Annotated in this window: 27 protein-coding genes; 13 read left to right on the forward strand and 14 right to left on the reverse strand. The window is 72.0% G+C overall.

Going from position 1 to position 25,922, the window contains the following annotated elements; translation table 11 throughout:
- Nucleotides 1–1,455, reverse strand: coding sequence for a DUF6421 family protein (locus IEX31_RS09825; protein ID WP_188743256.1), 1,455 nt, complete (start codon nt 1,453–1,455; stop codon nt 1–3).
- Nucleotides 1,456–1,803: 348 nt separating this feature from the next.
- Here IEX31_RS09825 and IEX31_RS09830 point away from each other — a divergent pair, with 348 nt between their 5' ends.
- Nucleotides 1,804–2,196: a hypothetical protein gene (locus IEX31_RS09830; RefSeq protein ID WP_188743257.1), complete on the forward strand. Its 393-nt coding sequence runs from the start codon at nt 1,804–1,806 to the stop codon at nt 2,194–2,196.
- Between the two features lie 82 nt (nt 2,197–2,278).
- The gene (locus tag IEX31_RS09835; protein WP_188743258.1) at nt 2,279–3,076 is read left to right on the forward strand and encodes a DNA alkylation repair protein; all 798 of its coding nucleotides are present in this window, start codon (nt 2,279–2,281) and stop codon (nt 3,074–3,076) included.
- A 43-nt stretch (nt 3,077–3,119) separates the two neighbouring features.
- Here the strand turns inward: IEX31_RS09835 and IEX31_RS09840 are convergent, their stop codons facing one another.
- A complete protein-coding gene (locus IEX31_RS09840; RefSeq protein WP_229662248.1) occupies nt 3,120–4,607 on the reverse strand; it encodes a DHA2 family efflux MFS transporter permease subunit in 1,488 nt (495 codons plus the stop codon).
- A 59-nt stretch (nt 4,608–4,666) separates the two neighbouring features.
- On the opposite strand from IEX31_RS09840, the gene IEX31_RS09845 reads away from it, so the two are divergent.
- Entirely contained in the window at nt 4,667–5,287 is a 621-nt protein-coding gene (locus IEX31_RS09845) for a TetR/AcrR family transcriptional regulator (protein WP_188743259.1), read from the forward strand.
- Nucleotide 5,288: 1 nt separating this feature from the next.
- On the opposite strand, the gene IEX31_RS09850 is transcribed toward IEX31_RS09845, so the two are convergent.
- Nucleotides 5,289–5,444: a hypothetical protein gene (locus IEX31_RS09850; RefSeq protein ID WP_188743260.1), complete on the reverse strand. Its 156-nt coding sequence runs from the start codon at nt 5,442–5,444 to the stop codon at nt 5,289–5,291.
- 295 nt (nt 5,445–5,739) lie between these two features.
- Between IEX31_RS09850 and IEX31_RS09855 the strand changes: the two genes are divergently transcribed.
- The 5 genes from IEX31_RS09855 (at nt 5,740) to IEX31_RS09875 (ending at nt 10,376) form a co-directional block, all read left to right on the forward strand.
- Nucleotides 5,740–6,099, forward strand: coding sequence for a YciI family protein (locus tag IEX31_RS09855; RefSeq protein WP_188743261.1), 360 nt, complete (start codon nt 5,740–5,742; stop codon nt 6,097–6,099).
- Between the two features lie 43 nt (nt 6,100–6,142).
- Nucleotides 6,143–7,321 carry an RNA polymerase sigma factor gene (locus tag IEX31_RS09860; RefSeq protein ID WP_188743262.1) on the forward strand — a complete coding sequence of 393 codons (1,179 nt, stop codon included), beginning with the start codon at nt 6,143–6,145 and terminating at the stop codon, nt 7,319–7,321.
- Entirely contained in the window at nt 7,318–7,785 is a 468-nt protein-coding gene (locus IEX31_RS09865; RefSeq protein ID WP_188743263.1) for an LpqB family beta-propeller domain-containing protein, read from the forward strand. The genes IEX31_RS09860 and IEX31_RS09865 overlap by 4 nt, the downstream gene beginning before the upstream one ends.
- A complete protein-coding gene (locus IEX31_RS09870) occupies nt 7,743–9,494 on the forward strand; it encodes a DUF5671 domain-containing protein (RefSeq protein ID WP_229662249.1) in 1,752 nt (583 codons plus the stop codon). The genes IEX31_RS09865 and IEX31_RS09870 overlap by 43 nt, the downstream gene beginning before the upstream one ends.
- Nucleotides 9,495–9,827: 333 nt before the next feature.
- Entirely contained in the window at nt 9,828–10,376 is a 549-nt protein-coding gene (locus IEX31_RS09875; RefSeq protein ID WP_188743264.1) for a polysaccharide deacetylase family protein, read from the forward strand.
- Between the two features lie 68 nt (nt 10,377–10,444).
- Here the strand turns inward: IEX31_RS09875 and IEX31_RS09880 are convergent, their stop codons facing one another.
- From IEX31_RS09880 to IEX31_RS09925, 10 genes are all read right to left on the reverse strand, one after another.
- A complete protein-coding gene (locus tag IEX31_RS09880) occupies nt 10,445–11,425 on the reverse strand; it encodes an ABC transporter permease (protein ID WP_229662250.1) in 981 nt (326 codons plus the stop codon).
- 102 nt (nt 11,426–11,527) lie between these two features.
- Nucleotides 11,528–12,559 carry an aliphatic sulfonate ABC transporter substrate-binding protein gene (locus tag IEX31_RS09885; protein ID WP_188743265.1) on the reverse strand — a complete coding sequence of 344 codons (1,032 nt, stop codon included), beginning with the start codon at nt 12,557–12,559 and terminating at the stop codon, nt 11,528–11,530.
- A gap of 49 nt (nt 12,560–12,608) precedes the next feature.
- Nucleotides 12,609–13,490: an ABC transporter ATP-binding protein gene (locus IEX31_RS09890; protein WP_188743266.1), complete on the reverse strand. Its 882-nt coding sequence runs from the start codon at nt 13,488–13,490 to the stop codon at nt 12,609–12,611.
- A gap of 142 nt (nt 13,491–13,632) precedes the next feature.
- On the reverse strand, nt 13,633–14,100 hold the full coding sequence (locus tag IEX31_RS09895; RefSeq protein WP_188743267.1) for a GNAT family N-acetyltransferase: 468 nt from the start codon (nt 14,098–14,100) through the stop codon (nt 13,633–13,635).
- Nucleotides 14,101–14,158: 58 nt separating this feature from the next.
- Nucleotides 14,159–14,974 (reverse strand): alpha/beta fold hydrolase, encoded by an 816-nt coding sequence (locus IEX31_RS09900; RefSeq protein ID WP_188743268.1) that lies wholly within the window; start codon nt 14,972–14,974, stop codon nt 14,159–14,161.
- A 65-nt stretch (nt 14,975–15,039) separates the two neighbouring features.
- Nucleotides 15,040–15,492 (reverse strand): hypothetical protein, encoded by a 453-nt coding sequence (locus IEX31_RS09905; RefSeq protein WP_188743269.1) that lies wholly within the window; start codon nt 15,490–15,492, stop codon nt 15,040–15,042.
- Nucleotides 15,489–16,748: a serine/threonine-protein kinase gene (locus IEX31_RS09910; RefSeq protein ID WP_188743270.1), complete on the reverse strand. Its 1,260-nt coding sequence runs from the start codon at nt 16,746–16,748 to the stop codon at nt 15,489–15,491. The genes IEX31_RS09905 and IEX31_RS09910 overlap by 4 nt, the downstream gene beginning before the upstream one ends.
- Nucleotides 16,749–16,841: 93 nt before the next feature.
- Entirely contained in the window at nt 16,842–17,681 is an 840-nt protein-coding gene (locus tag IEX31_RS09915) for an exodeoxyribonuclease III (protein WP_188743271.1), read from the reverse strand.
- 9 nt (nt 17,682–17,690) lie between these two features.
- Entirely contained in the window at nt 17,691–18,311 is a 621-nt protein-coding gene (locus IEX31_RS09920) for a DUF6328 family protein (RefSeq protein WP_308423493.1), read from the reverse strand.
- Between the two features lie 63 nt (nt 18,312–18,374).
- Entirely contained in the window at nt 18,375–18,527 is a 153-nt protein-coding gene (locus tag IEX31_RS09925; RefSeq protein WP_188743272.1) for a hypothetical protein, read from the reverse strand.
- Nucleotides 18,528–18,698: 171 nt separating this feature from the next.
- On the opposite strand from IEX31_RS09925, the gene cofE reads away from it, so the two are divergent.
- From cofE to fgd, 4 genes are all read left to right on the forward strand, one after another.
- Nucleotides 18,699–19,478 carry a coenzyme F420-0:L-glutamate ligase gene (gene cofE / locus IEX31_RS09930; protein ID WP_229662251.1) on the forward strand — a complete coding sequence of 260 codons (780 nt, stop codon included), beginning with the start codon at nt 18,699–18,701 and terminating at the stop codon, nt 19,476–19,478.
- 34 nt (nt 19,479–19,512) lie between these two features.
- Complete coding sequence (locus tag IEX31_RS09935; RefSeq protein ID WP_229662252.1) at nt 19,513–20,511, forward strand: TIGR03557 family F420-dependent LLM class oxidoreductase; 999 nt, start codon at nt 19,513–19,515, stop codon at nt 20,509–20,511.
- 189 nt (nt 20,512–20,700) lie between these two features.
- On the forward strand, nt 20,701–21,462 hold the full coding sequence (cofC, locus tag IEX31_RS09940; protein WP_188743274.1) for a 2-phospho-L-lactate guanylyltransferase: 762 nt from the start codon (nt 20,701–20,703) through the stop codon (nt 21,460–21,462).
- The gene (fgd, locus tag IEX31_RS09945) at nt 21,459–22,478 is read left to right on the forward strand and encodes a glucose-6-phosphate dehydrogenase (coenzyme-F420) (RefSeq protein WP_188743275.1); all 1,020 of its coding nucleotides are present in this window, start codon (nt 21,459–21,461) and stop codon (nt 22,476–22,478) included. Before cofC ends, fgd begins: the two co-directional genes overlap by 4 nt.
- Before the next feature lie 201 nt (nt 22,479–22,679).
- Here fgd and ggt read toward each other — a convergent pair whose 3' ends face one another.
- A complete protein-coding gene (ggt, locus tag IEX31_RS09950; RefSeq protein WP_188743351.1) occupies nt 22,680–24,464 on the reverse strand; it encodes a gamma-glutamyltransferase in 1,785 nt (594 codons plus the stop codon).
- Between the two features lie 214 nt (nt 24,465–24,678).
- Between ggt and IEX31_RS09955 the strand changes: the two genes are divergently transcribed.
- Entirely contained in the window at nt 24,679–25,917 is a 1,239-nt protein-coding gene (locus tag IEX31_RS09955) for a LolA family protein (protein ID WP_188743276.1), read from the forward strand.
- The last annotated feature ends 5 nt before the right edge of the window (nt 25,918–25,922 follow it).

Genomic DNA, 25,922 nt, shown 5'->3' on the forward strand with positions numbered 1-25,922 from the left:
TCAGTCCTCCGTCGTGCCCGTGATGCCGACCGTCGACTCGATGACCGGCTTCATCTTCCTGTCGAGCGCTTCGTAGAACATCGACAGCGGGAACTCGTCGTCCATCACCAGGTCGGTGTAGCCCTTGGGCGGTCCGGCGAGCACCTCGCGGGGCAGGCCCTGCGCCCACACAGATGCGGGGTTCGGGGTCAGCACGCTGCGCACGAGGTCGTACGCCGCGAGCCAGTGCACCGTCTTCGGGCGGTCGATCGACTTCCAGTACAGCTCGTCGATCGCATCCCCGAGCTCCACGACCGCGTCGGGCACGGAATCCCACGCGAAGCTCAGTTGCACGTCGGTCCATTCGAGGGCGTGCTTCTGGTGCAGCCACGCGAACAGCAGCTGGCCGCCCAGCCCGTCGTAGTTGCGTGCCCGCGAGCCCGTGATCGCGAACCGGAAGATCCGGTCGAAGATGACCGAGTACTGCACGAGCTTCGCGTGCTCGAGAAGCTGCGCCTCGACCTCCGGGAGCGGCGTGCCGGCATTAGTCCGCGCGCGAAGGCTCCGCTCGATCTTCACGGCCTCGCGGAACGCCGTGAGGTCGCAGCGCAGTTCCTCGAGCGAGTAGAGGAAGTACGGCATCCGCTGCTTGATCATGAAGGGGTCGAACGGCAGGTCGCCGCGCATGTGCGTGCGGTCGTGGATGATGTCCCACATCACGAAGGTGCGCTCGGCGAGCTGCTGGTCGTGGAGCAGCGCGGCCGCGTCGTCCGGAAGCTCGAGCTTCGTGATGCCGGATGCCGCTCGCACGACCCTGCGGTAGCGCGCCGCTTCGCGATCCTGGAAGATCGCGCCCCACGTGAAGGTCGGGATCTCGCGCATCGCCACCGTCTCGGGGAACAGCACGGCCGAGTTGGTGTCGTAGCCCGGCGTGAAGTCCACGAGCCGGAGCGACACGAACAGCTCGTTGCCGTAGTCGCCCGCCTCGAGGGCGGCGATGAACTCCGGCCAGATCGTCTCGACGACGAGCGCCTCGACGTGCCGATCACTCGAGCCGTTCTGCGTGTACATGGGGAACACGACGAGGTGACGGATGCCGTCGACGCGGTGGCGCTGCGGCTGGAACTCGACGAGCGAGTCGAGGAAGTCGGGCACGCCGAATCCCTCGGCCTGCCAACGGCGGAAATCCTTCACGGATGCCGCAAGGTATGTCGCCTCGTGCGGGAACCGCGGCGCGAGCGCCTCGATCGACTCGGCGATGGCGTCGACGAGGGCGGATGCCTCTGGCGTGTCGCCCTCCTCGGGCACCGACCCGTCCTTCGCCTGCAGGCCCTGCAGGCGCGTCGCCGAGCCCTTGAGCGTGAGCCAGGCGGAATCGGCCTCCACGTCGTGCGCCAGCGCGATCTGCTCGCGTGTGACCTCGTCTTCGAGGACCTCGGGTTCGCCGATGATGGCGTCGATCGTGACATTCGACATGTGAACCTCCGTTCCCCGGTTGTGGGCCGCGGATGCGGCCTCGCGTGGTCGTGACGCGGCCGGTCGACCGCTGCTTCAAGGCTAGGTCGCAGGATCCCGCGATGTGTTGCGGTCGGGCGCGACTTTCTTGCGTGCACGCAAGATTCCGCGGCGGACTTCATCACCGCGCGCAACGGCGCCCTGAGGGGTGCACCCTGACACTCGCGAACCGTTTGGAGCCGGATGATCGCGCTCTGCCTGAGGAGAACTCAGGAAACCCGGCGGCCTGTGCGGGTGTCGGCACGGATCCGGCGCGGCACGCGGATCCGTACGTTCGCAGTTGTCCCCACTCGAGGAAGGAATGGAGCCATGACCACACGAATCGCGGCACCGGTGATCGTCGCCGTGTCGCTGGCAGTACTGATGAGCGGCTGCGCAGGAGCGGCAACGGCAGGCGGAGGAGTGCGCGACGACGTCCGCACTGCGGAGAACGCCGCAGTCATTGGCCTCGCTCGCGGCCACGTCATCGTCCGCGACGACCTCTCCCCGGAGCGTGCGCAGAACCGCATCACGGCCGGGTCGGTCGAACAGGCGGTGCAGGCCGAGGTGAGCCCGCCCTGGACGGCGGAGGCGCGTCGCGAGCTGCATGCGCAGGCCGCCTCGACCGCGCAGGGGTTCAGCGGGGAAGCGATGCGCGAGCTGAAGAGCGGCGCGCCCCTCGACGTCGACGACGACCTCTCGCCCCTGGGAGGCCCGCGCTGAACGACGACCTCGACCCCGCTCGACCGGCGCGGTGACTCGATCTGAGCACCGCGTCGTTCGCGTGCGCGGTAAGGTGCGGAGCATGGGCGGGGTCACCGGGACGACCGGCCGAGCGGATGCCGCGGTCACGGCGTCCGCGGCCGGCACGGCCGGGGAGGTGCAGGCCGCGCTCGCCGAGCACGCGTCGCCCGAGCGGGCGGCCGGGTCGGCGCGCTTCTTCAAGACCGGGCCGGGGGAGTACGGCGAGGGTGACCGGTTCATCGGCTCCACGCTGCCCGCGACCCGGGCGATCGTCGCCCGCTTCGCCCGCCTTCCGCTCGCCGAGCACGCGCTGCTCCTCGCGAGTGACGTGCACGAGCATCGCATGACGGCGCTTCTCATCATGGTGCGGCAGTTCCAGACGGCGAGCCGCCCTCGCACGCGCGACGACGCCGCGCGTGCCGCCCTGCACGAGGCGTACCTCGCGGCCGTACGCGGCGGCCGGGTGAACAACTGGGACCTCGTCGACAGCTCGGCGCCGGTGCTCGTGGGCGAGTTCCTGCTGGAGTCGGGGCGCGGCGACGATCCGCTGCTCGACCGGCTCGCGGCATCCGCCTCGCTGTGGGAGCGCCGGGTCGCGGTGCTCGCGACGTTCGCGTTCATCAAGGCCGGCGATGGCGCCCCGACCCTTCGGCTCGCACCGCGGCTGCTCGACGACCGCGAGGACCTCGTGCACAAGGCCGTGGGGTGGATGCTCCGCGAGCTCGGCAAGCGGGTGGATCGGGACGCACTCCTCGCCTTCCTCGACGAGTACGCCGCGAGGATGCCGCGCACGATGCTCTCGTACGCGACTGAACACCTCACGCCCGAGGAGCGGGCGGCTTATCGCGCGCGGCGTTGACCGCGCCCTGGCCTCGCGTCCCCGGCCCCCACGAGCCCGTGCCTCACGCGCTCACGCCGACCGGCAACGGCTGCTCGGATGACTCGGGCTCATCGATCGCGACGGACGAGGTCGCCGGACGCCGCGCCGCACGACCCGGCGGCAGCAGCATCGCCACGAGCGCCGAGGCGAGCAGTACCGCGGCACCGACGAGCACGGCGGGCTGGGCGCCGATCGTGTAGTCGATCGGCGTGAGCGCGCCGCCGGCCCCGGTGAACACGGCCGTCGACACCGCGATGCCGAGGGCGACCCCAACCTCGCGGAGCATCGAGTTGGTGCCGCTGGCCTTCGCGTGGTCGTCGGGCGCCATGGTGGCGAGCACGGCGGTCGCCGACGGGGCGAACACGAGCCCCATGCCGACGCCGGCCACGATGAACGGCGCGACGTAGGCCGGGTACGCGCTGCCCGTGTCGACGAGCAACGCGATCCAGAACATGGCCGCGGCGAGCGCGGCGAGGCCGGCCACGATGAGGGTTCGCGTGCCGACGCGGGGTGCGATGAAGCCGGCGAGGGGTGCGACGAGCATGGGGGCGAGGGTCCACGGCGAGGTCTGCCATGCTGCCTCGAGCGGCGATGCGCCCTGCACCACCTGCAGGAACTGGATGAGGATGAAGATCGAGCCGAATGCGCCGAAGCTGAAGCCGAGGCCGGCGAGGTTCGCGACGGTGAAGCTGCGATCGCGGAAGAGCCGGAGCGGCAGGAGCGGCGCGCCGGCGCGCGACTCCCACGCCACGAACGCGACGAGCAGCACGCCGCCGGCGACGAGGCTGCCGAGCACCTCGAGGCTGTCCCAGCCGGCGTCGTTGCCGCGCACGATGCCGTACACGAGCGCGAGCAGGCCCAGACCCGAGAGCACGAGGCCGGCGACATCGGCCCGGAGTCGGGCGCCGAAGCTGTTCGACAGGGCGAAGATGGCGAGGGCCAGTGACGCGACGCCGACGGGCACGTTGAGCCAGAAGATCGCCTGCCAGGCCCAGCCCTCGATCACGGCGCCGCCGATGAGCGGTCCGGTCGCCACGCCGAGGCCCGCGACGCCGCCCCAGATGCCGATGGCCAGCGGCCGGCGGGCGATGGGCACGGCTCCCGCGAGCAGCGTGAGCGAGAGCGGCATGATGGCCGCCGCGCCGAAGCCCTGCGCCGCGCGGGCAACGATGAGCTGGCCCGGGTCGGTCGCGAGTGCCGCGAGCGCGGAACTCAGCGTGAACACGACGATGCCGGCGAGGAACACCGTGCGCCGGCCGTAGCGGTCGCCGAGGGCGACGGCCATGAGGATCGTGCTCGCGAAGGCGAGCGTGTAGGCGTTCATGAACCACTGCAGCTCTTCGACGGATGCCCCGAAGTCGGCGTGCAGCACGGGCAGCGCGTTCGTCATGACGAGGTTGTCGAGGGTGGCCATGAACATGGGCAACGCGGTGGCGATGAGCACGAGCCAGAGCGGGCTCGGTCGGCGCGTGGCGGGCCTAGGCGGCGCCTGGATGCGGGTGGATGACACGGTGGACTCCCAAGTTGTTATCGAATGATTACTTCGGACTGTAGTAATCGACTGATAACATGTCAAGCATGAGTGTCGACGAGGTCCAGACCGCCCCGCGGATGAAGGCCGCCGACCGGCGAGAGCTCATCCTCGAGGCGGCGACCGCCGTGTTCGGCGCGAAGAGCTACGTGGGCACGACCACCGACGAGGTCGCCCACGCCGCGGGTGTGAGCCAGCCGTACGTCGTGCGGCTCTTCGGCACGAAGGCGAAGCTCTACATCGCCGTGATCGAGCGGGCGTACGCCCGCATCATCGGCGAGTTCGAGTCAGCACTGCCCGGACCCGTCGAGGAACGACGGCGGCGCATGGGGGCCGCGTATGCCGGGCTCCTCGCCGAGCGCGGCATGCTGCCCGTCATCGCGAACTCCACCGCGCTCGGCGGCGACCCCGAGATCGGCCCCGTCGCGCGGGGCGGCTTCGCATCGGTGTGGCGCTTCGTGCGCGACGAGGCCGGGTTCACGGAGGAGGAGACCCGCGACTTCATGGCCAGCGGCATGCTCATCAACGCCGTCGTCGGGCTCCGCCTCGTAGGCGCCTACGGCACCGAGGCGTCGGTGACCGAGGTGCTCGACGCGTGCTTCCCCGACGCGGTGAACCGCGTGCGCGAGTTCATGCCCGCGGCCGACGAGCCCTGGTGACTCACGTGGCCGCGCGGCGGCGGAGCAGCGAGATCGCGTAGGCGGCGATCCACGCGAACGCGAGCGAGACTCCCACGAAGAGGCGAACGCTCGCTCCCGGTCCGACGGGCACGCACAGCAGGAGGCACACGACGCCCGTGACGCACGAGGCCGGCACCGTAGAGCGCGAAGAGCACGGGCGCCGCGCGTCGGCCGGGTCCATCGCCGAAGCTGCGGCGAGCGCCCACCGCGAACGCGAGCATGATCACTCCCGCGACGACGAGGGCACGGGCGGCGGGGTCGGCGGAGTGCACCGGACGGCGGAGCGGGAGCGGAGCGTGCGCGATCGGCGCTCCGACACGGGTAGTGGCGCTGTCCATGACGATGTCCTTTCGATGTCGAGAACCCGACCGGGTCGCCGACGCTATCGTGAGGGCACACCGACGGGGCGTGCCGAGACCGAGGAGATCGCGATGCGATTCATGTGCATGGTGAAGATGGACGAGACGAATCCGCAGGGCGAGGCCCCGCCCGAGCTCTACCAGGCGATGGCCGACTACGACCGGGAGGGCCGCGTGAACGGCACCCTGATCGACAGCCAGGGTCTGCTTCCGAGCGCGGCCGGCGCGATCGTCTCGCTCGCCGACGGGAGGATCAAGGCGACCGACGGGCCGTTCGCCGAGGCCAAGGAACTCGTCGGCGGATACGCCGTGGTCGACGTGCGTTCGCGCGAGGAGGCCGTCGAGCTGGGCCGACGCCTCATGCAGATCCACGTCGACCACTGGCCCGGCTGGGAGGGCAGCGTGGAGATCCGCCAGATCGCCGAGTACTGACGGGCCTTGCGTCTCGCGCGGCGCGTGTGATCCGATCGCTCCCGTGGCGGATGCTCCGGACGGCGACCAGGCCACGCGCGCCGCGATCGAGGCGGTCTGGCGGCTCGAGTCGACGCGCCTGATCGCCGCGCTCGTGCGCATCGTGCGCGACGTCGCGCTCGCCGAGGACGTCGCGCAGGACGCAATCGTGGCCGCGCTCGCCGCCTGGCCGGCCACCGGCATCCCCGACAACCCCGGCGCGTGGCTCATGACCACCGCGAAGCGCCGTGCCATCGACGTGTTCCGGGCTCGCGCCCGGCACGATCAGGCGGCGGCCCGGCTCGCGCACGACCTCGCCGAGGCCGTCGATGCGGATCCGGCCGCCGGCATCGACCACGTCGAAGACGACGTGCTGCGCCTCATGTTCATCTGCTGCCACCCGGCGCTCACGTCCGAGGCGCAGACGACGCTCACGCTGAAGCTCGTCGCGGGGCTCTCGACGCGCGAGATCGCCCGCGCGTACCTCGCGCCCGAGGCGACCGTGGCGCAGCACGTCTCGCGCGCCAAGCGCACGCTCGCCGAGGCGGGCGCCGCGATCGAGGAGCCGAGTGGCGACGAGCGAGCCGAGCGTCTCGGGACGGTGCTCGGCGTCGTGTACCTGCTCCTCAACGAGGGATACTCGGCGACCGAGGGCGAGGACTGGATGCGTCCGGCGCTCTGCGATGAAGCGGTGCGCCTCGGCCGCATCCTCACGGCGGTCGTGCCCGGCGACCCCGAGGTGCTGGGCCTCGCCGCGCTCATGGAACTCCAGTCCTCGCGCCTCGCGGCCCGAGCAGATGCCGACGGCGAGCCGATCCTGCTCGACGCACAGGACCGCAGGCGATGGGATGCCGCGCGCATCCGCCGCGGCCTCGACGCCCTCGCTCGCGCCGAGGAACTCGTGGTCGCCGCCGAGGCGGACGCCGAACCCGGTCCCTACGTGCTGCAGGCGTCGATCGCCGCGGAGCATGCACGCGCGACATCCGTCGACGACACCGACTGGGCGCGCATCGCGGCGCTCTACGAGCGGCTCTCCCGCCGCACGGGATCGCCGGTCGTCGAGCTCAACCGCGCCGTCGCGCTCGGCCGAGCGCGCGGCAGCGGGCACTGCTCGCGCGCCGGGCGCAGGCCGCGCGGGCCGCCCAGAGCCGCCGATGCTCGTCATAGCCAAGCGCCACCCCGCCACGCCAAGATGAGGGCATGACGGACGCACCGGCAGCGAAGCCCGACCGAACCCTGATCATCATCCTCTCCGTGATCGGCGCCCTGGTGGTGATCGCCCTCGTCGTCGTCTTCACCCGCGGCGAGCCAGAGTTGCTCGACGAGTCCACACCCGAGGGCGTCGTGCAGCGATACGCCGCCGCCGTCATCGACGGCGACGAGGCGGCGGCGATCGACTACCTCGTGCCCGAACTCGCCGACGACTGCGAGCGCTTCGACACCGGCCCGGTGCAGGACCTGCGGGTGACGCTCGTCTCGACCACGGAGCGCGACGACACGGCCGACGTCGAGGTGCTCATCGTCACCACCTACGAAGGCGGCCTGTTCGGCTCATCCCAGTACGAGGAGCAGGCCGTCTTCGACCTCGTGAGGGCCGACGGGACCTGGCTCATCGAATCCGCGCCGTGGCAGTTCACGGTGTGCACCCCGACGTCGGTGAAGGGATGACCGCCATGGAGAACCCGGCAGCGCCGGTTCCCACTCCACCGCGCACCCCCGCGCCCGGCCCGGCTCCCGCAGCAGCCGGTTCGGCGCAGGGTACCGTACGCCGCCTCATCGTCTACACGATCCTCTTCGCCCTCGTTACGATCGCCGCGATCGGAATCGCGGGCCTGCTCGAGCGCCTGCTCCGGCTCGGCGACCGGCTCGTGGTCGTCGACGACACCGGCCTCGCCCTCTCGCTCGCCTTCGCCCTGATCGGCGGACCGCTCGCGGCAGTGCTCTGGTGGGCGGTCTGGCGCCGGCTCCGCGAGGAATCCGAACGCACGTCGCTGGCATGGGGCCTCTACCTGGCGGCCATGTACACCGTGTCGTTGATCGTCGCGGCGACGGCCCTGCTCAATACGGCGACGGCAGGCGTGGAGGGCCGGTGGCTGCCCGACGGCTTCGCCGTGGGCGTCGTGTGGGCCGGCGTCTGGATCTGGCACCGATGGATGTGGCGGCATCCGGTCAAGCGCCCGGTGCGACTGGGCACGGTGCCCGCCGTCGCCGGGTCGGTGTACGGACTCATCATCGGCGTCGGCGGCGCCGTGAACGCGCTCGGATCGCTCTTCGACACCGCCATCCGCGGCGCATCCGCACAGGCGATCGCGGGGAGCCCGTGGTGGCGCAGTGCGATCGAGGCGCTCATCTGGGCGGCGGTCGGCGGGCTGATGTGGTGGTGGCACTGGTACCGCGACGGAACCAAGCGCCTGAACACCGGCCTCGCCGCCGTGGCCCTCGTCGTCGTCGGCGTGATGGGGGCCGGCATCCTCATGCTCGGCGGGATCGGCACCGCGCTGTTCGTGGGGCTCCGTCTCGCGTTCGACCCGAGCGACGCGTCGAGCGAGATCCTCCGCCCGCTCGGGACCGCGCTCGCCGCCGTCCTCGTCGGTGCGGTGGTCTGGATCCACCACCGCCGCATCGCCGCCGAGCGCTCCGACGACACGCGTCGTGCGAGCGCGCTCGTGATGTCGGCCGTGGGCCTCGCGGCGGCCGCCTCGGGCATCGGCGTCGTGCTGAACGCCACCCTCGCGGCGCTCGTCGGTCCGCTCGCGGCATCCGACACCCGCACCCTCCTCCTCGGCGGCATCAGCGCCCTCGTGGTCGGGGGTCCCGTCTGGTGGCTGAGCTGGAAGCCCACGAGGCGTGTCGAGCCGACCGAGATCGCGTACACCGGCCGTCGCGTGTACCTCATCGCCGTGTTCGGGGTGAGCGCCGTCGTGGCGCTCATCGCCCTGCTCGTGGTCGGCTTCCGGCTGTTCGAGTACTTCCTCGATCCGGTCTCGGGTGCGAGCCTCATCGACCGGGTGCGGGCACCGCTCGGCCTCCTCGTCGCCACGGCGCTCGTGTTCGGCTACCACTTCGCCGTCTGGCGGCACGACCGGGCGGTCATCGCCGCACACGGCCTGGCGCCCGAGCGCCGCATCGGCCGGGTCATCCTCGTGGCCGCGGGCGACGCCGAGGCGCTCGAGCGAGCCGTGCGCGATGCCACCGGGGCATCCGTCACCGTGTGGCAGCGGGCGGTGACGGAGCCGGGTGCGCTGACCGAGGCCGCTCCGGCTGCGCTGTCGGATGCCGCGGCCGTCGTCGGCGCGCTCGAGGGCGTCTCGGCGAAGCGTGTGCTCGTGATCGCCGGGCCCGGAGACCGGGTCGAGGTCGTGCCGCTCGCGGAGTGAGAGGCCGCGCCGAGGGCTGTCGCGCTCGGGCCTGTCGTCGCCGACTGTTCCCGTTCCCGCGCAGTGTTTCCACCGCAACAGGCGCGTTGGGCGCGAACGGAGACATCGGCCGCGCCGCGCGCCGGCGCGCGCCCGCTTCCGGCGCAGCTCGGAACCGTTCGGCACAGGGTGGCGGAATGACGCGCTCCCGGTGGGGTCGACGGCCGGCGGCCCACGGCCGCGCGGGTCCCGCTCGCGCCTGCGCCGCCGCGGTCGTCGCGCTGGTCGGATGCTCGATCGGCTCCGACGACGACCGAGGTGCCGCCGCAGCGGCGAGTGGATGTCGGCTACCCGATGCCGCGTCTCGGACCCGAAGAGGCGCCGGGCCTCGTCGCCCGCCTCGGGCCCTCGAAGCACACCGAGGCGCTCATCGAGGCACTTCGCGATCTCCGTGCGCCGGCGACGTTCTTCCTGCAGGGCGTGAACGTCGAGGACCGAGCCGATGTCGTGGGTCGACTCGTCGCCGAGGAGCACGAGCTCGGCAACCACACCTGGGGGCACCCGTACCTCACCAAGCTGCCCGACCCGGAGGTGCGCGCCGAGATCGAACGCACCCAGGTGGCGATCTCGGCGGCGGCCGGCGTGCAGCCGACCAGCCTGCGGCCGCCCTACGGTGACGTAGATCACCGGGTTCGCGGCCTCGCCGGACTGCCGATCGTCGTCTGGGACGTCGACACGAACGACTGGCAGGAACCGGGCGGCGACGTCGTGGCAGAGCGTGCGATCTCTCGGTCGTCACGCGGCAGCATCGTGTTGATGCACGACACGCACGAGGAGACCTGGCCGCAGTGCCCGGCATCATCGACGGCCTGTGCGACCGCGGCTTCACGCTCGCGACGGTGAGCGATCAGTTCGGCGGGGTGCTGCCGGGCTCGGGCACGCTGGTGTCGCACGGCCCACGTTGAGCAGGACTACGCCCAGCGGAGGATGGCTCGGCGCTCGAACAGCCCGATGATCGCGTCGGTGAGCTTGCCGAGCACGGCGAGCAGGATGATCGCGAGGAAGATCCGGTCGATCCGCCCGTTGTTGCCCGAGTCGACCAGCAGGAACCCGAGGCCCATCGAGCTCGCGATGAGCTCGGCCGCCACGAGGAACAGCCACGACTGCGCGAGTGCGAGCCGCAGCGCCGAGAGCACCGACGGCACGACGGCGGGCAGCTGCACCGTCGCGAAGAGGCTGATGCCGTGCCGGCCGAACGCGCGGCCGGCCTCGAGGAGCTGGCGGTCGACGTGCCGGAGCGCCGCCGCCACGATCGTGTAGACAGGGAAGAACGCGCCGATCGCGATGAGGATGATCTTCGACTCCTCGCCGATCTTGAACCACAGGATCAGCAGCGGCACCCACGCGAGCGACGGCACCGCGCGGATCGCGCCGAGCGTCGGCGCGAGCAGGATGTCGCCCAGGCGGCTCAGCCCCACGACGGCGCCGAGGGCGAGGCCGATCGCCGCACCGGTCGCGAAGCCGAGCAGCACGCGCTGCGTCGAGATCGCCACGTACTGGCCGAGGAGGCCCCGCTGCGCGAGGTCGATGGCCGCGAGCCACACCATCTCGGGGCTCGGCAGCTGCGACACCGGCACGAGTCCGTTCGTCGACACGAGCTGCCAGACGAGGAGCAGCGCGATCGGCAGCAGCGCACCGCCCACCACGACGAACCAGCGTCGCCGGGTGAGCGGGCGCCGGTCGCGCGGTTCCCGCGATCGAGGGGCGACGGATGCCGCAGGGCCGGTGTCCTTCGCGTCGGGACCTACGTCGGTACCCGACTCATCGTACGACCCGGCCGCAGCAGTGGGCCGGCCGACGACGACGGGCGCCGCGAAGTGCCGGTCGACCGAGCCGTCGGGCAGGCCCGCCCGGTCAGTGGACGTCGTCTTCGCGGCATCCGTCCCGCTCATGCTCGGTCTCCCTGTGCTCGTCGCCGTATGTCTCCGTTCCCGCGTCGGGTGCCCGCCCCAACGGGCACCCGACGCGGGAACGGAGACATCGGGCGAATGGTCCTACTCGAAGCGGGCGGCGTCGGCCCGCTTCACGAACTCGTCGTCGATGAGCGTGGCGAGCGCCTCATCGACCTGCTGCTGCGTCGCGACGTCGCCGAGCTCGACGAAGATCGGGCCGATCTTCTCGAGCACCTCGACCTGCGCATCGCCCGGCACGGGGTCGACGTCGAGGTTCGAGCGCTCGGTGATCACCTTCGTGGCCACCGCGAGGTCGAGGCCCGCGACCTCGGCGAGGATCTCGGCGGTGTCCTCGGGGTGCTCGGCGGCCCAGGCGCGGGCGCTCTCGTACGCGTCGATGACGGCCTGCGCGACGTCGGGCTTCTCGGCGAGGAACGACTCGGTGGCGTTCAGGAAGCCGTAGCTGTTGAAGTCGACGTTGCGGAAGAACAGCGTCGCCCCCTCTTCCTCGGCGCCCGCCATGATCGGGTCGAGGCCCGCCCACGCGTCGACCGAGCCGTTCTGCAGGGCCGCCCAGCCGTCGGCGTGCTGCAGGTTCTGCAGCACGATGTCGTCGGGCGAGACCCCCTCGGCCTCGAGTGCCTGCAGCAGGAAGAAGTACGGGTCGGTGCCCTTGGTGGCCGCGACCTGCTTGCCCTTCAGGTCGTCGACGGAGCCGATCGAGGAACCGGCCGGCGCGACGAGCGCCGACCACTCGGGCTGCGAGTAGATGTCGATGACGTGGATGGGCGAGCCGTTCGAGCGCGCGAGCAGGGCCGCCGAGCCCGCCGTCGATCCGACGTCGATGGCACCGGCCCGCAGCGCCTCGTTCGCCTTGTTCGAGCCCGCCGACTGCACCCACGTCACGGTGAGGCCGGCGTCCTCGAGCCAGCCCTGGTCCTTGATGATGAGGCTCAGCGGGTTGTAGGTCGCGAAGTCGATGTTGAGCGTCTGGCCCTCGAGCGACGCGGCACCGGATGCCGCGGGCTCGGGCTCTGCGGCCTGGCCCTCGCCGGCGACGCAGCCCGAGAGCAGGAGCGCGGTGGCGGCGGCGCCCGCGACGAGCGCGGAGCTGAGGAAGGGAGTGCGGGACATGGATCTCCTTGGGGTGGTTCGTGCGGGGCCGTATGCCGTGGCGGCGCCCTCAGTACGGATAGTGCGGAATGGTGGTGGTGGTCTCGACGCCGCGCGCGACGCCGTGCCGGTCGATGCCGAGGCCGTCGAGGAGGCGCCCCCGCAGTTCGGCGAGCTCGGCCGAGCCGCGGTCGCGTGGGCGGCGGCCGGGCACGACGACGGTCTGGCGGATCACGGCGCCCGGCTCGTCGCCCTCGGCGCCGAGCAGGATCACACGGTCGGCGAGCTGCAGCGCCTCGTCGACGTCATGCGTGACGAGGAGCACCGTGGTCGGCTCGGCGGCGTGCACGTCGAGCAGCAGGTCCTGCATCTTCAGCCGGGTCAGCGCGTCGAGCGCGCCGAACGGCTCGTCGAGCAGCAGCACGCCGGGGTTGCGCGCCAGCGCCCGGGCGAGCGACGCGCGCTGGGCCATGCCCCCCGAGACCTCGCGCGGACGATGGCCGGCGAAGTCGGCGAGCCCCACGAGTTCGAGGAGGCGCGCGACCTGTGTCCGGGCCGTCTCCCGCGGCGTGCCGCGTGGAAGGCCGAGCGCGACGTTCTTCGCGATGGTGCGCCAGGGCAGCAGCCGCGGCTCCTGGAACCCGACACCCGTGCGGCGATCGTAGGGCGCGACGGGCGTGCCGTCGATGGCGACCTCGCCGCTCGTGGGGCGGTCGAGGCCGCCGGCGATCCGGAGGAGCGTCGACTTGCCGCAGCCGCTCGGCCCGAGGATGGCGAGGATCTCACCCGCGGCGACGTCGAGGTCGAGGTCCCGCAGCACGGGTCGAACCGCGCCTGCCGACTCGAAGGCGCGGCCGACCCCGCGGAACGCGACCGGCGCGGCGGCGGTCGCGTCGGCGCGCGCGGCCGAGCGGACGGTCGGCTGGCGGCCGGTCACGGATGTCGCCGTCATGGCAGCTCCTCGCGGGGCGTACAGGGGGGATGGATGCCCCGACGCTACCCACGTGCGGCCGATGTGTCAGCCGCGCGCGACCCGCGGCGTAACACCCGCGACACGTGAGGTAACACCCGGCCCGGGTGCGGCCGCGGCGCGCTCAGAGCCGCTTGTGCTTGTGCACCGCCGCCGTCTCGTACCCCAACTCGTCGTAGAGCCGGATCGCCGGCTCGTTGTACGCGAAGACGTTCAGGCGCATCTCGGACGCGCCCTGCGACCTGGCGATGTCCTCGGCGAGGATCATGGCGGCTCGGCCGATACCGCGCCGGCGATGCGTGTCGTGCACCGCGACATCCCAGATCCACCAGCTCGCCCCGTCGGGCGACGGTCCGATCCAGAGCCAGCCTGCGTCCTCGTCGCCGGCCAGGATCGTGAAGAGGAAGTGCCCCTCGACCGGCCGCCCGTCGGGGAAGAACTGCTCCTCCGACGCGCGGCGGGTGGCAGCCGCCTGATCGGGCGTATCCCCGGCCGCGATGCGCGCCTGCTCGTACGCGGCCATGGCCACGGGGAGCCAACGTGCGGTCTCGTCGTCGGACTTGGGAACGAGTCGGATGTCGGGCGTCGCCATCCGCCCATGCTCGCACGAACCCGGCGCAGTCGCTGCGCTGCGGCGTGGCCGGCCGCGGTTACAGGCCGTGCTCGCCGAGCCAGTCGAGCAGCACGTGCGTGAACTCCGCCTGGCGTTCGATGTTCGCGAGGTGCGCCGCCTCGTGGCAGCGGAATCCCGTGGCCGCAGGCAGCGCGTCGAGGAGGTGCTCGTATTGGGCGCGCGTCGCGCTGAGGTCGTAGTCGCCGACCACGACGAGCGCGGGCACCCGGATGTCGCCGAGCCGCCCATAGGCGGGCGGCTCGAGCGGCTCGGGGCGGGCGGGGTGATCGGCGTGGATGGCGTTCGGGGCGTTCAGCTCGTGGGCGAGCGCCACGAATCGGGGATCGAGGTTGCTCTCGAGTCGCAGCGGACCTGCGGCCCAGAGCGCCGTCTCGAGGCGCATCAGGAGCGCCGTGTCGGATGCCGCGATGGCCGCGTCGAGCTCGTCGATGCGTCGATGCTCCTCCGTCGTGAGATCGGCCTCGGGATACCCGCTCGGGCCGCTGCCGACGACCACGAGACCCGATACGCGCTCGGGGGACTCGAGCGCGAGGTCGAGCGCGATCGTGCCGCCGCGTCCGGCGCCCACCACGGTCGCTCGCTCCACGCCGAGGTGATCGAGCACCGACCGCACGTCATCGCGATCGGAGTACGGCACGTCGTCGTGCCGCGTCGCGCCGGATCCCCGCGGATCCATGCGCACCACGAAGTGCCCGGCCGCGAGCTCGGCGATCTGCGGATCCCACATGCGCATGGTCGCGACGCCGGTGGGCAGGAGCAGCACCGCGGGGGCCGACGCGCGGCCGTCGGTCTCGAAGGCGAGGTCGGCTCCGGGGACGGTCAGTCGGGGCATGCTTCGAGACTACGCAACGGATGCCGCAACGCGAGCGGTCCCGGCCGTCGGTGACGCGGCAGCCATCAGTCGTCGCCCTTGTTCTTGCCCTTGCCCTTGTCGCCGCTGTTCCCGGGCGCGTCACCGCTGTTGCCTGGGGCGTCGGTGCCGTCGTTGCCGCTGTCCACGCTGTCGGGCGACGGCTCGGGTTCGGGCGTCGTCGTCGCGACCTCGGCGGCCTCGAGGTCGGCGCGCACGAGTTCCATGGCGGCGCGGATGCGCTGCTCCCGCTCGGGGTCGATGCCTCCGGCATCGACGGCGGCGGCGAGATCGCGCTCGAGCAGGGCGAGCTCGGCGAGGGCGCCGGCGTAATCGCCCGCTGCGGCGCGCTCGGCGACCTGCACGACCGACGCGTGCAGTGCGGCCGTGGTCTCCTCGGTCGAGGCGCCGCATGCGGAGAGGCCGAACGTCAGGGCGACGGCGATCGCGGCGGCGGGAAGGGCGGCACGGCGACCGCGCAGACGCGTGCTGCGGATCATCCGGTCACCGCATCGTCGAGCTCCTCGAGGTGCACGCCGAGCTCGCCGGGAACCTCCGGCAACGGTGCGGGCGTCGACTCCGCGGCGGGCGGTGCCGACAACGCCGAGCCGATCAGCAGCGCGACGACCGTCGCGATGGTCGCGAGCAGGCCGACCGCGATGGCCGGACGGACCCAGCGGCGTGAGCGCTCGCCGGCCCGTGCGGCCCTGCGGGAGGTCGCCCCGTCGGACGCGGATGCCGCGGGCACGCCGAAGAACGAACGGTCGGCGGCGGGAAGGATCCGGGTGTCGGCGGTCGAGTCATCCGTCTCCTCGTCGGTGCTCGGCGCCGCCCCGCCGCCCGCCTGAGTCGCCGGCGCCGCGAGATCGCCGAACGCGACCGTCGGGGCGGTGACGGCCCCGTCCGTCGTGTCGAGCGTCGCGGCGGCGACCGCGATGTCGAGCGCGCTCGGCCGGTCGGTGGGCTCGCGGGCGGTCATCCCGCTGAGCAACGTCACCCAATCGGCGCCGAGCGACGCCGGGACGTCGGGATCGCGCACGAGACGTGCGCTCGCGGCCTCGACGGCGGGACCCGGGAAGGCGGTCTTTCCCGTGCGCGCCTCGAGCACCAGCAGGCCGAGCGAGTAGACGTCGGCGGCGGGTCCGGGGGCTGTGCCGGTGACCTGTTCGGGGCTGAGGTAGCCGGGCGTGCCCACGAGCAGGCCGGTGCGGGTGAGCCTGGCATCGTCGATGAGGCGCGCGATGCCGAAGTCGGCGAGCTTCGCGTTCCAGGTGCGACTGGGCAGGTGCGCGGGCTCGAGCAGCACGTTCGCGGGCTTCACGTCGCGGTGCACGATGCCGCGCTCGTGGATGACATGCAGGGCCTCGGCGAGGTCGGCGAGCATGCCCGCGGCATCGGCCGGACCGAGCGGACCGAGCTTCAGCGCCTCGCGCAGGTCGCGGCCGTCGATGAGCTCCATGACGAGGAACTCGCGCCCGCTGTCCGGATCGTGGGCGGCGTCGTAGAGCCGCACGAGCGCACGATGGGCGAGGCTCGCGAGCAGCGCCGTCTCCGACCTGCGGCGCTCGGTGTCGTCGATGCCCTCGGCGGCCTCGGCGAACACCTTGACCGCCACCGGGCGCCCGAGTGCGAGGTCCTCTCCGCGGTACACGCTCGCCATGCCGCCACGGCCGATCAGGCCGTCGAGGCGGTAGCGCTCGCCGAGCGTCGTGCCGACGAACGAGTCGCCGGCGACGCGGTCAGGGGAGGTCGTCACGCTACCGAGGGTAGCCGTCGCGCCTGAGCGTCGCCCATCCGGTGGATGGGGTTGACGACGGGAGCCCGGTGGTGCAACCCGTGTGCAGCCGCGTCAGCCGAAGATCATGGGCATGTCCTCGTCGTCGGCGCCCAGGTCGAGCTCGGCGAGCACGGGAACGTGGTCGGAGGGGGCCTGCCCCTTGCGCTCGTTGCGGTGGATCGAGGCATCCGTCACCGCAGCGGCGAAGGCTTCGGAGCCGAGGATGAAGTCGATGCGCATGCCCTCGTTGCGGGGGAACCGCAGCTGCTTGTAGTCCCAGTACGTGTAGCCCTCGGGCACTCGCGGGCGCACGACATCCGTCACCCCCGCCGCCTCGAGCGCGAAGAACGCCTGCCGCTCCTGCGGCGACACGTGCGTCGAGATGCCCTCGACGACGGCCGGGTCGCCGTTGTCCTGGTCGAACGGGGCGATGTTGAAGTCGCCCATGAGCGCGAGCGGCACCTCGGGATGGGCCGTCGTCTCACCGCGCGCGTACTCGGCGAGGGCGGCGAGCCAGTCGAGCTTGTAGCCATAGTGCGGATCCCCGAGCGCGCGCCCGTTGGGCACATACAGGCTCCAGAGCCGTACGCCGTCGACGACCGCCCCGATCGCGCGCGCCTCCTGCGGCTGGTCGGGACCCTCGACGCCCTTCAGGAAGCCCGGCATGTCGGGGAAGCTGGTCTCGACGCCCTCGATGGGCGATCGGCTCGCGATGGCGACGCCGTTCCACTGATCGAACCCATGGATCGCGAGCTCGTACCCCTGCGACTCGAACGCCTCGGCGGGAAACTGCTCGGGCTTGCACTTGATCTCCTGCATCGCAAGCACGTCGACGTCTTCGCGCACCATCCAGTCGACGACACGGTCGACGCGGGTGCGGATCGAGTTGACGTTCCAGGTGGCCATGCGCATGGCACCAGACTAGGACGGCGTGCCGACACCTTCCCGCTCGGACGGCGCGTCGGGGCCGTCGTCATCGGCGCCTCGCTCTGCATTCGCGTTCTCGCCGCCGCGGCCGCCGCCGCCGCGGGCGTCGTCGCCGTCGCCGCCGTCGAGGTCGGCGAGGTGCAGCCGCGGGACCACGATCCAGATGCCGATCAGCACGACGGTGCCGACGCCGAGCGCCACGAATCCCGCGGTGCGACTCAGGGCGATATCGAAGACGAGACTCGTGACGCCGACCACCAGGAGCGCGACCACGATGAGGTTCGCGATGAGGAGCAGGTTGCCGGTGCGCACGACGCGTTCCTTCGCCTGCCGTCGGAACAGGGCACGGTGCAGTGTCACGGGCGCGAGCCCGACCACGGTGGCGAGTCCGGCGAGTGCGACCAGCACGAGGTAGAGGGTCAGCTGGTAGCCGTCGAGCTCCGCGAATCGCGGCTGGAACGCCACCGCGAGCAGGAAGCCTCCGATGAGCTGCGTGCCCGTGAGCGAGACGCGGAGCTCCTGCAGGATGTCGTTCCAGTTGCGATCGCTGCGTTCGTTCGGCGTCTCGCTGCGGCCGTCGCGGTGCGCGTTGTCGGCGTGGCGGGGGGCATTCATGCTCGATCGTAGCCACGCGACTCCGCCGCGATTCAAGCCCTTGCGCGGCGGGGCGATGCTCGCCTACAACTTCGACTCGCCTGGAACGTCGAGCCGGGCACCCATCCGGTCGTAGTCGCGGGTGATGGCCGGCCCGCACGGGTCGCTCGCGAACGCGAGGAAGAACGACAGGAACGACACGACGAGTGCCGTGCCGGCCATGAGCACCAGCAGCACTCGTGAGCACGAGATCCCACATGATGATGGGCCGCTTGGGTGGAGCGGATGTCTCGATCACGGGCTCCCCCATCGCCGTCGTCGCTCGATCGGGCGCGCCACGCCGAATCCTGGCAGCGGACCGCCGCATGCTGCAAGGATCGACTGAGAGCCAGGGAGGCGGGGGTGGCCGTGAAGTTCAGCATCGAAGGCGTCGAGGGGCTGCCCGAGATCTCGCGGGGCGACGACCTCGCGGCGCTCGTCGCGGGCGCCGTCGACCTCGCCGACGGCGACATCCTCGTCGTCACGTCGAAGGTCGTGTCGAAGTCCGAGGGCCGCGTCGTGCAGGCCGACGATCGGGAGGCCGCCATCGCCGCCGAGACCGTGCGCGTCGTCGCCACGCGCGAGCACGAGGGCGGCGTGACCCGCATCGTCGAGAACCGACAGGGCATCATCGGGGCGGCCGCAGGCGTGGACGCGTCCAACGCGCCGCACGGCACGGTGCTGCTGCTGCCCATCGATCCCGACGCCTCCGCGCGGGCGCTCGCCACCGGCATCCGTGCCCTCACGGGAGCGACCGTTGGGGTCATCCTGTCCGACACCCTCGGTCGGCCCTGGCGCGAGGGCCAGACCGACATCGCCATCGGCGCGGCCGGCGTGCACGTGTTCGACGACCTGCGCGGCCAGGCGGATGCCTCGGGCAAGCCGCTCGTCGTCACGATGCCGTGCGTCGCCGACGAGGTCGCGGGCGCCGCCGAGCTCGTGAAAGGGAAGGCCTCCCGGATTCCGGTCGCCGTCGTGCGCGGACTCGGACGGTTCGTGGGCGACCTCGACCTGCCCGGTGCGCGCAGCATCCAGCGGCCCGCCGAACGCGACCTGTTCCGCATCGGCGCCGACGAGGCCTACAACGAGGGCTACCGCGACGGCTTCGACGAGGCGCAGGCCGAGGGCCCGCTGAACCCCGCGGGGTGACCAGGGCCTCTCCGAATCGAGAGAGGATGGAGGGGTGTCAGCGCACATCGGCTATGCCGCGATGCTCGAACGGTTCCCGCCCGCGGAGGTGGTCGCGCTCGCCGCGCTCGCCGAGTCGCACGGATTCACGGGCGTCATGGCGACCGACCACTTCCAGCCGTGGGTGCCCGCGCAGGGGGAGTCCTCGTTCGTGTGGAGCGTGCTCGCCGCGATCGGCGAGCGTACCACGGGCGACCTCGGCCCCGGGGTCACGACGCCGACGTTCCGGATGCATCCGGCCGTCGCCGCCCAGGCGAGCGCGACGCTCGGCGCCCTGTACCCCGGCCGGCACTGGCTCGGCATCGGATCGGGCGAGGCCCTCAACGAACACGTCGTCGGCCGGTACTGGCCCGAGGCGCACGAGCGCATCAACCGCATGTTCGAGGCCGTCGACGTCATCCGCAAGCTCTTCGCGGGCTCGCTCGCCGGGCGCGACGTGCGTCACGCCGGACCGCACTTCCGGCTCGAGTCGACGCGGCTCTGGACGATGCCCGCGGTCGCGCCCGACATCCTGGTCGCGGCATCCGGCCCCGTGACGGCCCGCCGGGCCGGACGCAACGTCGACGGGTTCATCACGCTCGGCGGCCCCACGGATCGGCTCGCTCCGCTCATCACGCGCTTCGCCGAGGGCGCCCGCGAGGCCGGACGCGATCCCGCCGCCATGCCGAGGGTCGTGCAGTTGCACCTGTCGTGGGCCGCGACCGACGAGGAGGCCATGCGCAATGCGCTGCGCGAGTGGCCCAACGGGGGGATGCGCTTCCCGCGCAGCGACATCCGCTCGCCCTACGAGTTCGACCAGCTCGCTCGTACGGTGCGACCCGAGGACTTCGCCGGTCGCATGGTGGTCTCCTCCGACCTCGACGTGCACCGCGCCGACATCCAGCGCCACCTCGACCTCGGCTTCGACCGCGTCTACCTGCACAACGTGGGTCGCAACCAGGCGGAGTTCCTCGAGGTCTTCGGCCGCGAGGTGCTGCCGGGGCTGCACTCGTGAGGGGGAGCGGGCGGCGGATGTCGCGAGTGCATGCCATCCGCACCGTCGGGGTGGGCGTCCGGTGCATTCGGCATGGTGTCGGGGTTCGCGCGTGAGGGCTCGTGGGCGGCAGATGTCGCGAGTCGATGCCATCCGCACCGCCCGGATCGACCACCGGTGCAGACGGCATCGACTCGCGAAGGAACCGCGATGAGGTGGACGGTGGTCATCCCCGTGAAGGCGCCCGCGTCGGGCAAGTCGCGGCTCGTTCCGGGCGTGACGGATGCCGCGCGCGCCGCCCTCGCCCGCGCGTTCGCGCTCGACACGATCGCGGCGGCGCGTGCGGCGCGTTCGGTCGAGCGCGTGATCGTCGTGGGCGACGATCCCGACCTCGCCGACGGCGCGGAGTTCCTCGCCGAATCGCCCGGCGAGCGAGGCCTGCTCCCGGCGATCCGCCATGGCATCGCGTACGCGCGCACCGGGTCTCGGGACGCGACTGCTCCGCTCCCCGACGGGCGGGATGCCGCGACTGCTCCGCTCCCCGACGGGCGGGATGCCGCGACTGCTCCGCTCCCCGACGGGCGGGATGCCGCGACTGCTCCGCTCCCCGACGGGCGGGATGCCGCCGTCGCCGTGCTGCTCGGCGACCTGCCGGCGCTCACCGCCGACGAGCTCGACTCGGCCCTCGAGGCGGCGTCGCGGCATCCGCTCGCCTTCGTGCGCGACGCCGACGGCACGGGCACGACCCTCGCGACCGCCGCCGTCGGCGTCGCGTTCGATCCGCAATTCGGGCCCGGGTCGGCCGCGCGGCACGCCGCGGCCGGGTTCGTCGAGCTCGAGGCATCCGGTGCTCCTGGACTCACGCGTGACGTCGACACGGTCGACGGCCTCGAAACCGTGCTGCACCATGGAGTCGGCGACCACACCGCCGACGTCGTGGCGCACCTCGCCGATCGAAAGGGAACCGCATGACGCTCACACTCGGATACAAGGCCTCGGCCGAGCAGTTCGACCCGCGCGAGCTCGTCGAGATCGCCGTCGCGGCCGAGGGGCACGGCATGGAGTCCGTGTGGACGAGCGACCACTTCCAGCCGTGGCGGCACACGGGCGGGCACGCGCCGTTCTCGCTCACGTGGATGGCCGCGGTCGGCGAGCGCACGTCGACCGTGAGAATCGGCACGAGCGTGATGACGCCGACGTTCCGGTACAACCCCGCGGTGCTGGCGCAGGCATTCGCGTCGTTGGGGGTGTTGTATCAGGGGCGGGTGATCGCGGGGTTCGGCACGGGCGAGGCGCTCAACGAGATCGCGACCGGGTTCCGCGGCGCGGGCGAGCAGGACTGGCCCGAGTTCCGGGAGCGGTTCGCGCGGCTGCGCGAGGCGGTGCGCCTCATGCGCGCGCTCTGGACCGGCGACGACCAGGTGAGCTTCGAGGGTGAGTACTACTCGACGCACGACGCGTCGATCTACGACCGGCCGGATGCCCCGGTGCCGGTGTACATCGCGGCCGGCGGGCCGACCGTGGCGAAGTACGCGGGCCGTTCGGGCGACGGGTTCATCTGCACGTCGGGCAAGGGGCCGGAGCTGTACGTCGACGAGCTCATCCCGGCGGTGAAGGAGGGCGCGGCGGCCGGCGGGCGCGACTACGACGCGCTCGACCGGATGATCGAGATCAAGCTGTCGTACGAGGAGACCGAGGAGGCCGCGCTCGACAACACGCGCTTCTGGTCGCCGCTGTCGCTCTCGAAGGAGCAGAAGCACGACATCACCGATCCCGTCGAGATGGAGCGCGCAGCCGACGCCCTGCCGATCGAGCAGATCGCGAAGCGGTGGATCGTGGGCACCGACCCCGACGCGGTCGTCGAGCAGATCGGGCAGTACGTCGACTGGGGCTTCAACCACCTGGTGTTCCACGCGCCCGGTCACGACCAGCGCCGGTTCCTCGAGCTCTTCGAGCGCGACCTCGCGCCGCGACTGCGCGCACGCTGACCGCGACGAGCAGAACAGAAGTCGCAGTCGTTCATCATCCGGGGCATCCTGAGCCCGCACGACTGCGACTTCTGCGACATGCGTCAATCGCCGTCGTCGAGCGGCACCCGCTCCCGTGCCCGCACGTCGCCGGTACCGAGACCCTGCCACCGTGCGCGGGTCTCTATACGCTCCATCGTCGCTGGTCGACCACCGGCCGGCTCACTCGGCCAGGTCGACCACCAGCCCCGTTCCGCCGCCGCGGCGCACCGGTTCGGCGACGGCCGTCATGAGCCCCTCGGAGTCGACCTCGATCGCCGCGGCCGCGCCGATCTCCCCGGTCGGCGTGAGTCCCTGCCCGTACGGCGCGAGGTCGTCCTGGAACTCCGCGATGAAGTCGGCCTCCGCCAGGGTGGCGACGGTGTTCCGCTGCGTGGCGCGCGGCGCCGCCACGGCCTCGGGCATGGTCATCCCGAGGTCGATCCGGTTCAGCAGGATCTGCACCACGGTCGTGATGATCGTCGACCCGCCGGGCGAGCCGAGCACGTACCGCACCTCGCCGCCGTCCAGCACGATCGTCGGCGACATGGAGGAGCGGGGCCGCTTGCCCGGCTCCACGATATTGGGGTCATCCGGGTTCGGGACGAAGCTGAAATCGGTCAGCTCGTTGTTGAGGAGAAAGCCCCGGCCCGGCACCGTCATGCCCGAGCCGCCGGTCTGCTCGATCGTGAGGGTGTAGGCGACGGCGTTGCCCCACTGGTCGACGACCGAGAGGTGCGTGGTCGACGGCCCCTCGAAGTCGGAGCGATCGGATGCCGCAGCCGCGACGCATCCCGTCGCGCTGAGGTCGCCCGGCGACACGGGCCGGGGCGAGGCCTGCTCGGGGTCGATCTCGCATGCCCGTGCGTCGGCGAACTCCTGGCTGAGCAGCGTCTCGGTCGGCACGTCCACGAACGCGGGGTCACCCACGTACGCGTTGCGGTCGGCGAACGCGTGCGCCGTGGCCTCGAAGTAGAGGTGCAGCGCCTTCCCCGGGTCATCCGCCGACGGTTCGAGGTTCTCGAGGATGTTCAGCGACTCGCCCACGGTCGTGCCGCCCGACGACGACGGGGCCATGCCGTAGACGTCGAGGCCGCGGTAGTCGACGTACGTCGGGTCCTGGAAGAGCACCTTGTAGTCTGCGACGTCCTCGGCCGTCATCAACCCGGGGTACGCCGGGAGTGTGGCGTCGTCGGTCGTGATCGGGTCCTGCACGACGCCCGCGATCTCGTCGGCGATCGGCCCCCCGTAGAACACGTCGGTGCCCTTGAGTGCGATCCGCCGCAGCGTCTTCGCGAGGTCGAGGTTCTTGAAGGTCGCGCCGACCACGGGCGCGTCACCGTCGGGAAGGAAGAGCTCCGCGGTGTCGGGGAACTGGGCGAAGCGGTCCTTGTTGGCGAGCGTCTGGGCGCGGAAGGTCTCGTCGACGCGGAAGCCGCGCGTCGCGAGGAGGATGGAGGGCTCGAGCAGGTCGCGGAGCGACTCGGTGCCGAACTCGTCGACCGCGGCCTCCCACGTCGCGAGGGTGCCGGGCACGCCGACCGACAGGCCCGACGACACCGCGTCGGCGAACGAGTACGGCTGCCCGGTCGCCGGGTCGAGGAATGCGTCGCTCTCCATCCCGGCCGGCGCGGTCTCGCGACCGTCGATCGTGGTGATCTCGCCCGTCGCGGCGTCGAAGTAGACGAAGTACCCGCCGCCACCGATGCCGGCACTGTACGGCTCGGTGACGCCGAGCGCAGCGGCCGCGGCGACGGCGGCGTCCGCCGCATTGCCGCCGTCGCGGAGCACCTCGAGTCCGATGCGGCTGGCCTCGGCGTCCACGGAGGAGACGGCGCCGCCGTGGCCCGTCGACGTCGATGGGGCGGGGGGCGCCGGACGCCCGGCCGCGACCGAGCCCACCGCAGCCGACGTGACCGTGGGCAGCGCCGACGCGGGCGCGACGGCGGCGACGGCCCCGAGCGACATCGTGGCGGCGAGTGCGATGCCCACGCGGCGGAGCGCGGAGCGACGGTGGACGATGACCATGAGAACCCCCAGAACTGGGTACAGCTGCCGATTCCGCTCACATTAGCGGCGTGGTCGACCCGGCGGCAACGGTTGACGGCGATCGAGCGCGACCCATCCTGAATGTTCACCTCGTTTCGGCGCCGGATGCCGCGCGCAGGCGTAGCCTGAAGTCATGCGTGCCCGTGATACCGGGGCGTCCCGCCGGTTCACCCGCTGGATTCCCGCCATCGCCGCGCCGATCGCGATCGGCGTCGGCGTCGTGCTCGTGCCGATGCAGGCGAACGCCGCGGTCGACCTGCCCGACCTCAGCCCCGCCGAACTCCTCGAGCTGGCCGCGTCGAGCGAGGTCGACGCGCTCTCGGGCACGATCGAGCAGACCTCCGAGCTCGGCCTCCCCGACCTCTCCGGACTGAGTGGCGCCATGGGCGGCGGCTCGGGCGACGGCGACGGGCCCGCCGCTGGCGATGACGCGGCATCCGCCACCGATCTCGACGACCTCATCTCGCTCGCCACCGGCACGCATACGGCGCGCGTCTACGTCGACGGCGACGACGCGCGGCTGCAGGTGCTCGACCGGCTCGCAGAGCGCGACGTGTACGTCAGCGCCGACGGTGTCTGGGTCTACGACTCCCCGGAGCAGGCGGCGACCCACGTCGCCGTCGACACCGGCTCGTTCGAGGCGCTCGAACAGAAGCTCGAGGCGACCTACGGCACCGACGCGGAGGCGCGCGCTGATGAGCTTCGCGCCGAGCTCGAGGCCGAGCTCGGAGCACCCTTGCCGACGCCCGAGGAACTGCTCGACCAAGCCCTCGCGAAGCTCGACGAGACCACCGAGGTCTCGGTCGGTACCGACGCACGCGTCGCCGGCCGCGAGGCGTACGAGCTCGTGCTCGAGCCCCGCGACGCCGAGACGCTCGTCGGCGAGGTCGCGGTCGCGATCGATGGTGAGACGGGCGCGGCGCTCGCGGCATCCATCACCGCCAGGGGCTCCGATGAGCCCGCCTTCAGCGTCGCGTTCACCGACGTCTCGTTCGAGGCCCCCGACGCGTCGGTGTTCGCGTTCACGCCGCCCGAGGGAACCGCGGTCACCGAGCACGTGGTGACGGCGCCGACCCTCGCCGAGCTCGAGCAGGGCAAGGCCGAGGCCGAGTCGGGCGCGAAGGGCGAGCGGATGCCGCAGCCGGTCGTGCACGGCGAGGGCTGGACGACCGTGGTCGAACTGACCGCGGGCGAGGGAGCCGCCGCAGGCCTCGACCCCGAGGCATCCGCGATGCTCGACACCCTCACGCAGCGGGTGGACGGCGGCCGCATGCTGTCGACCTCGCTCGTGACCGTGCTCCTCACCGACGACGGCCGCGTGCTGGCCGGCGCCGTCACCATCGACCACCTCGTCGACGTCGCCGGTCGCTGACGGTC

It is taken from the genome of Agromyces bauzanensis (assembly GCF_014645655.1).
GTDB classification, from domain to species: domain Bacteria; phylum Actinomycetota; class Actinomycetes; order Actinomycetales; family Microbacteriaceae; genus Agromyces; species Agromyces bauzanensis.

Excerpts from the sequence above, each read along its gene's own strand:
- cofC (WP_188743274.1), top strand. The coding sequence starts at position 20,701 with ATGAGGTGGACGGTGGTCATCCCCGTGAAGGCGCCCGCGTCGGGCAAG.
- IEX31_RS09835 (WP_188743258.1), top strand. The coding sequence starts at position 2,279 with ATGGGCGGGGTCACCGGGACGACCGGCCGAGCGGATGCCGCGGTCACG.
- IEX31_RS09895 (WP_188743267.1), bottom strand. The coding sequence starts at position 14,100 with ATGGCGACGCCCGACATCCGACTCGTTCCCAAGTCCGACGACGAGACC.
- IEX31_RS09905 (WP_188743269.1), bottom strand. The coding sequence starts at position 15,492 with ATGATCCGCAGCACGCGTCTGCGCGGTCGCCGTGCCGCCCTTCCCGCC.
- IEX31_RS09875 (WP_188743264.1), top strand. The coding sequence starts at position 9,828 with ATGCCGCGTCTCGGACCCGAAGAGGCGCCGGGCCTCGTCGCCCGCCTC.
- IEX31_RS09890 (WP_188743266.1), bottom strand. The coding sequence starts at position 13,490 with ATGACGGCGACATCCGTGACCGGCCGCCAGCCGACCGTCCGCTCGGCC.
- IEX31_RS09855 (WP_188743261.1), top strand. The coding sequence starts at position 5,740 with ATGCGATTCATGTGCATGGTGAAGATGGACGAGACGAATCCGCAGGGC.
- IEX31_RS09865 (WP_188743263.1), top strand. The coding sequence starts at position 7,318 with ATGACGGACGCACCGGCAGCGAAGCCCGACCGAACCCTGATCATCATC.
- IEX31_RS09845 (WP_188743259.1), top strand. The coding sequence starts at position 4,667 with ATGTCAAGCATGAGTGTCGACGAGGTCCAGACCGCCCCGCGGATGAAG.
- IEX31_RS09955 (WP_188743276.1), top strand. The coding sequence starts at position 24,679 with ATGCGTGCCCGTGATACCGGGGCGTCCCGCCGGTTCACCCGCTGGATT.
- IEX31_RS09885 (WP_188743265.1), bottom strand. The coding sequence starts at position 12,559 with ATGTCCCGCACTCCCTTCCTCAGCTCCGCGCTCGTCGCGGGCGCCGCC.
- IEX31_RS09920 (WP_308423493.1), bottom strand. The coding sequence starts at position 18,311 with ATGAATGCCCCCCGCCACGCCGACAACGCGCACCGCGACGGCCGCAGC.
- IEX31_RS09830 (WP_188743257.1), top strand. The coding sequence starts at position 1,804 with ATGACCACACGAATCGCGGCACCGGTGATCGTCGCCGTGTCGCTGGCA.
- IEX31_RS09880 (WP_229662250.1), bottom strand. The coding sequence starts at position 11,425 with ATGAGCGGGACGGATGCCGCGAAGACGACGTCCACTGACCGGGCGGGC.
- IEX31_RS09915 (WP_188743271.1), bottom strand. The coding sequence starts at position 17,681 with ATGCGCATGGCCACCTGGAACGTCAACTCGATCCGCACCCGCGTCGAC.
- IEX31_RS09900 (WP_188743268.1), bottom strand. The coding sequence starts at position 14,974 with ATGCCCCGACTGACCGTCCCCGGAGCCGACCTCGCCTTCGAGACCGAC.
- fgd (WP_188743275.1), top strand. The coding sequence starts at position 21,459 with ATGACGCTCACACTCGGATACAAGGCCTCGGCCGAGCAGTTCGACCCG.
- ggt (WP_188743351.1), bottom strand. The coding sequence starts at position 24,464 with ATGTCGCTCGGGGCCGTCGCCGCCGTCGCGCCCGCGTCGGCGCTGCCC.
- IEX31_RS09825 (WP_188743256.1), bottom strand. The coding sequence starts at position 1,455 with ATGTCGAATGTCACGATCGACGCCATCATCGGCGAACCCGAGGTCCTC.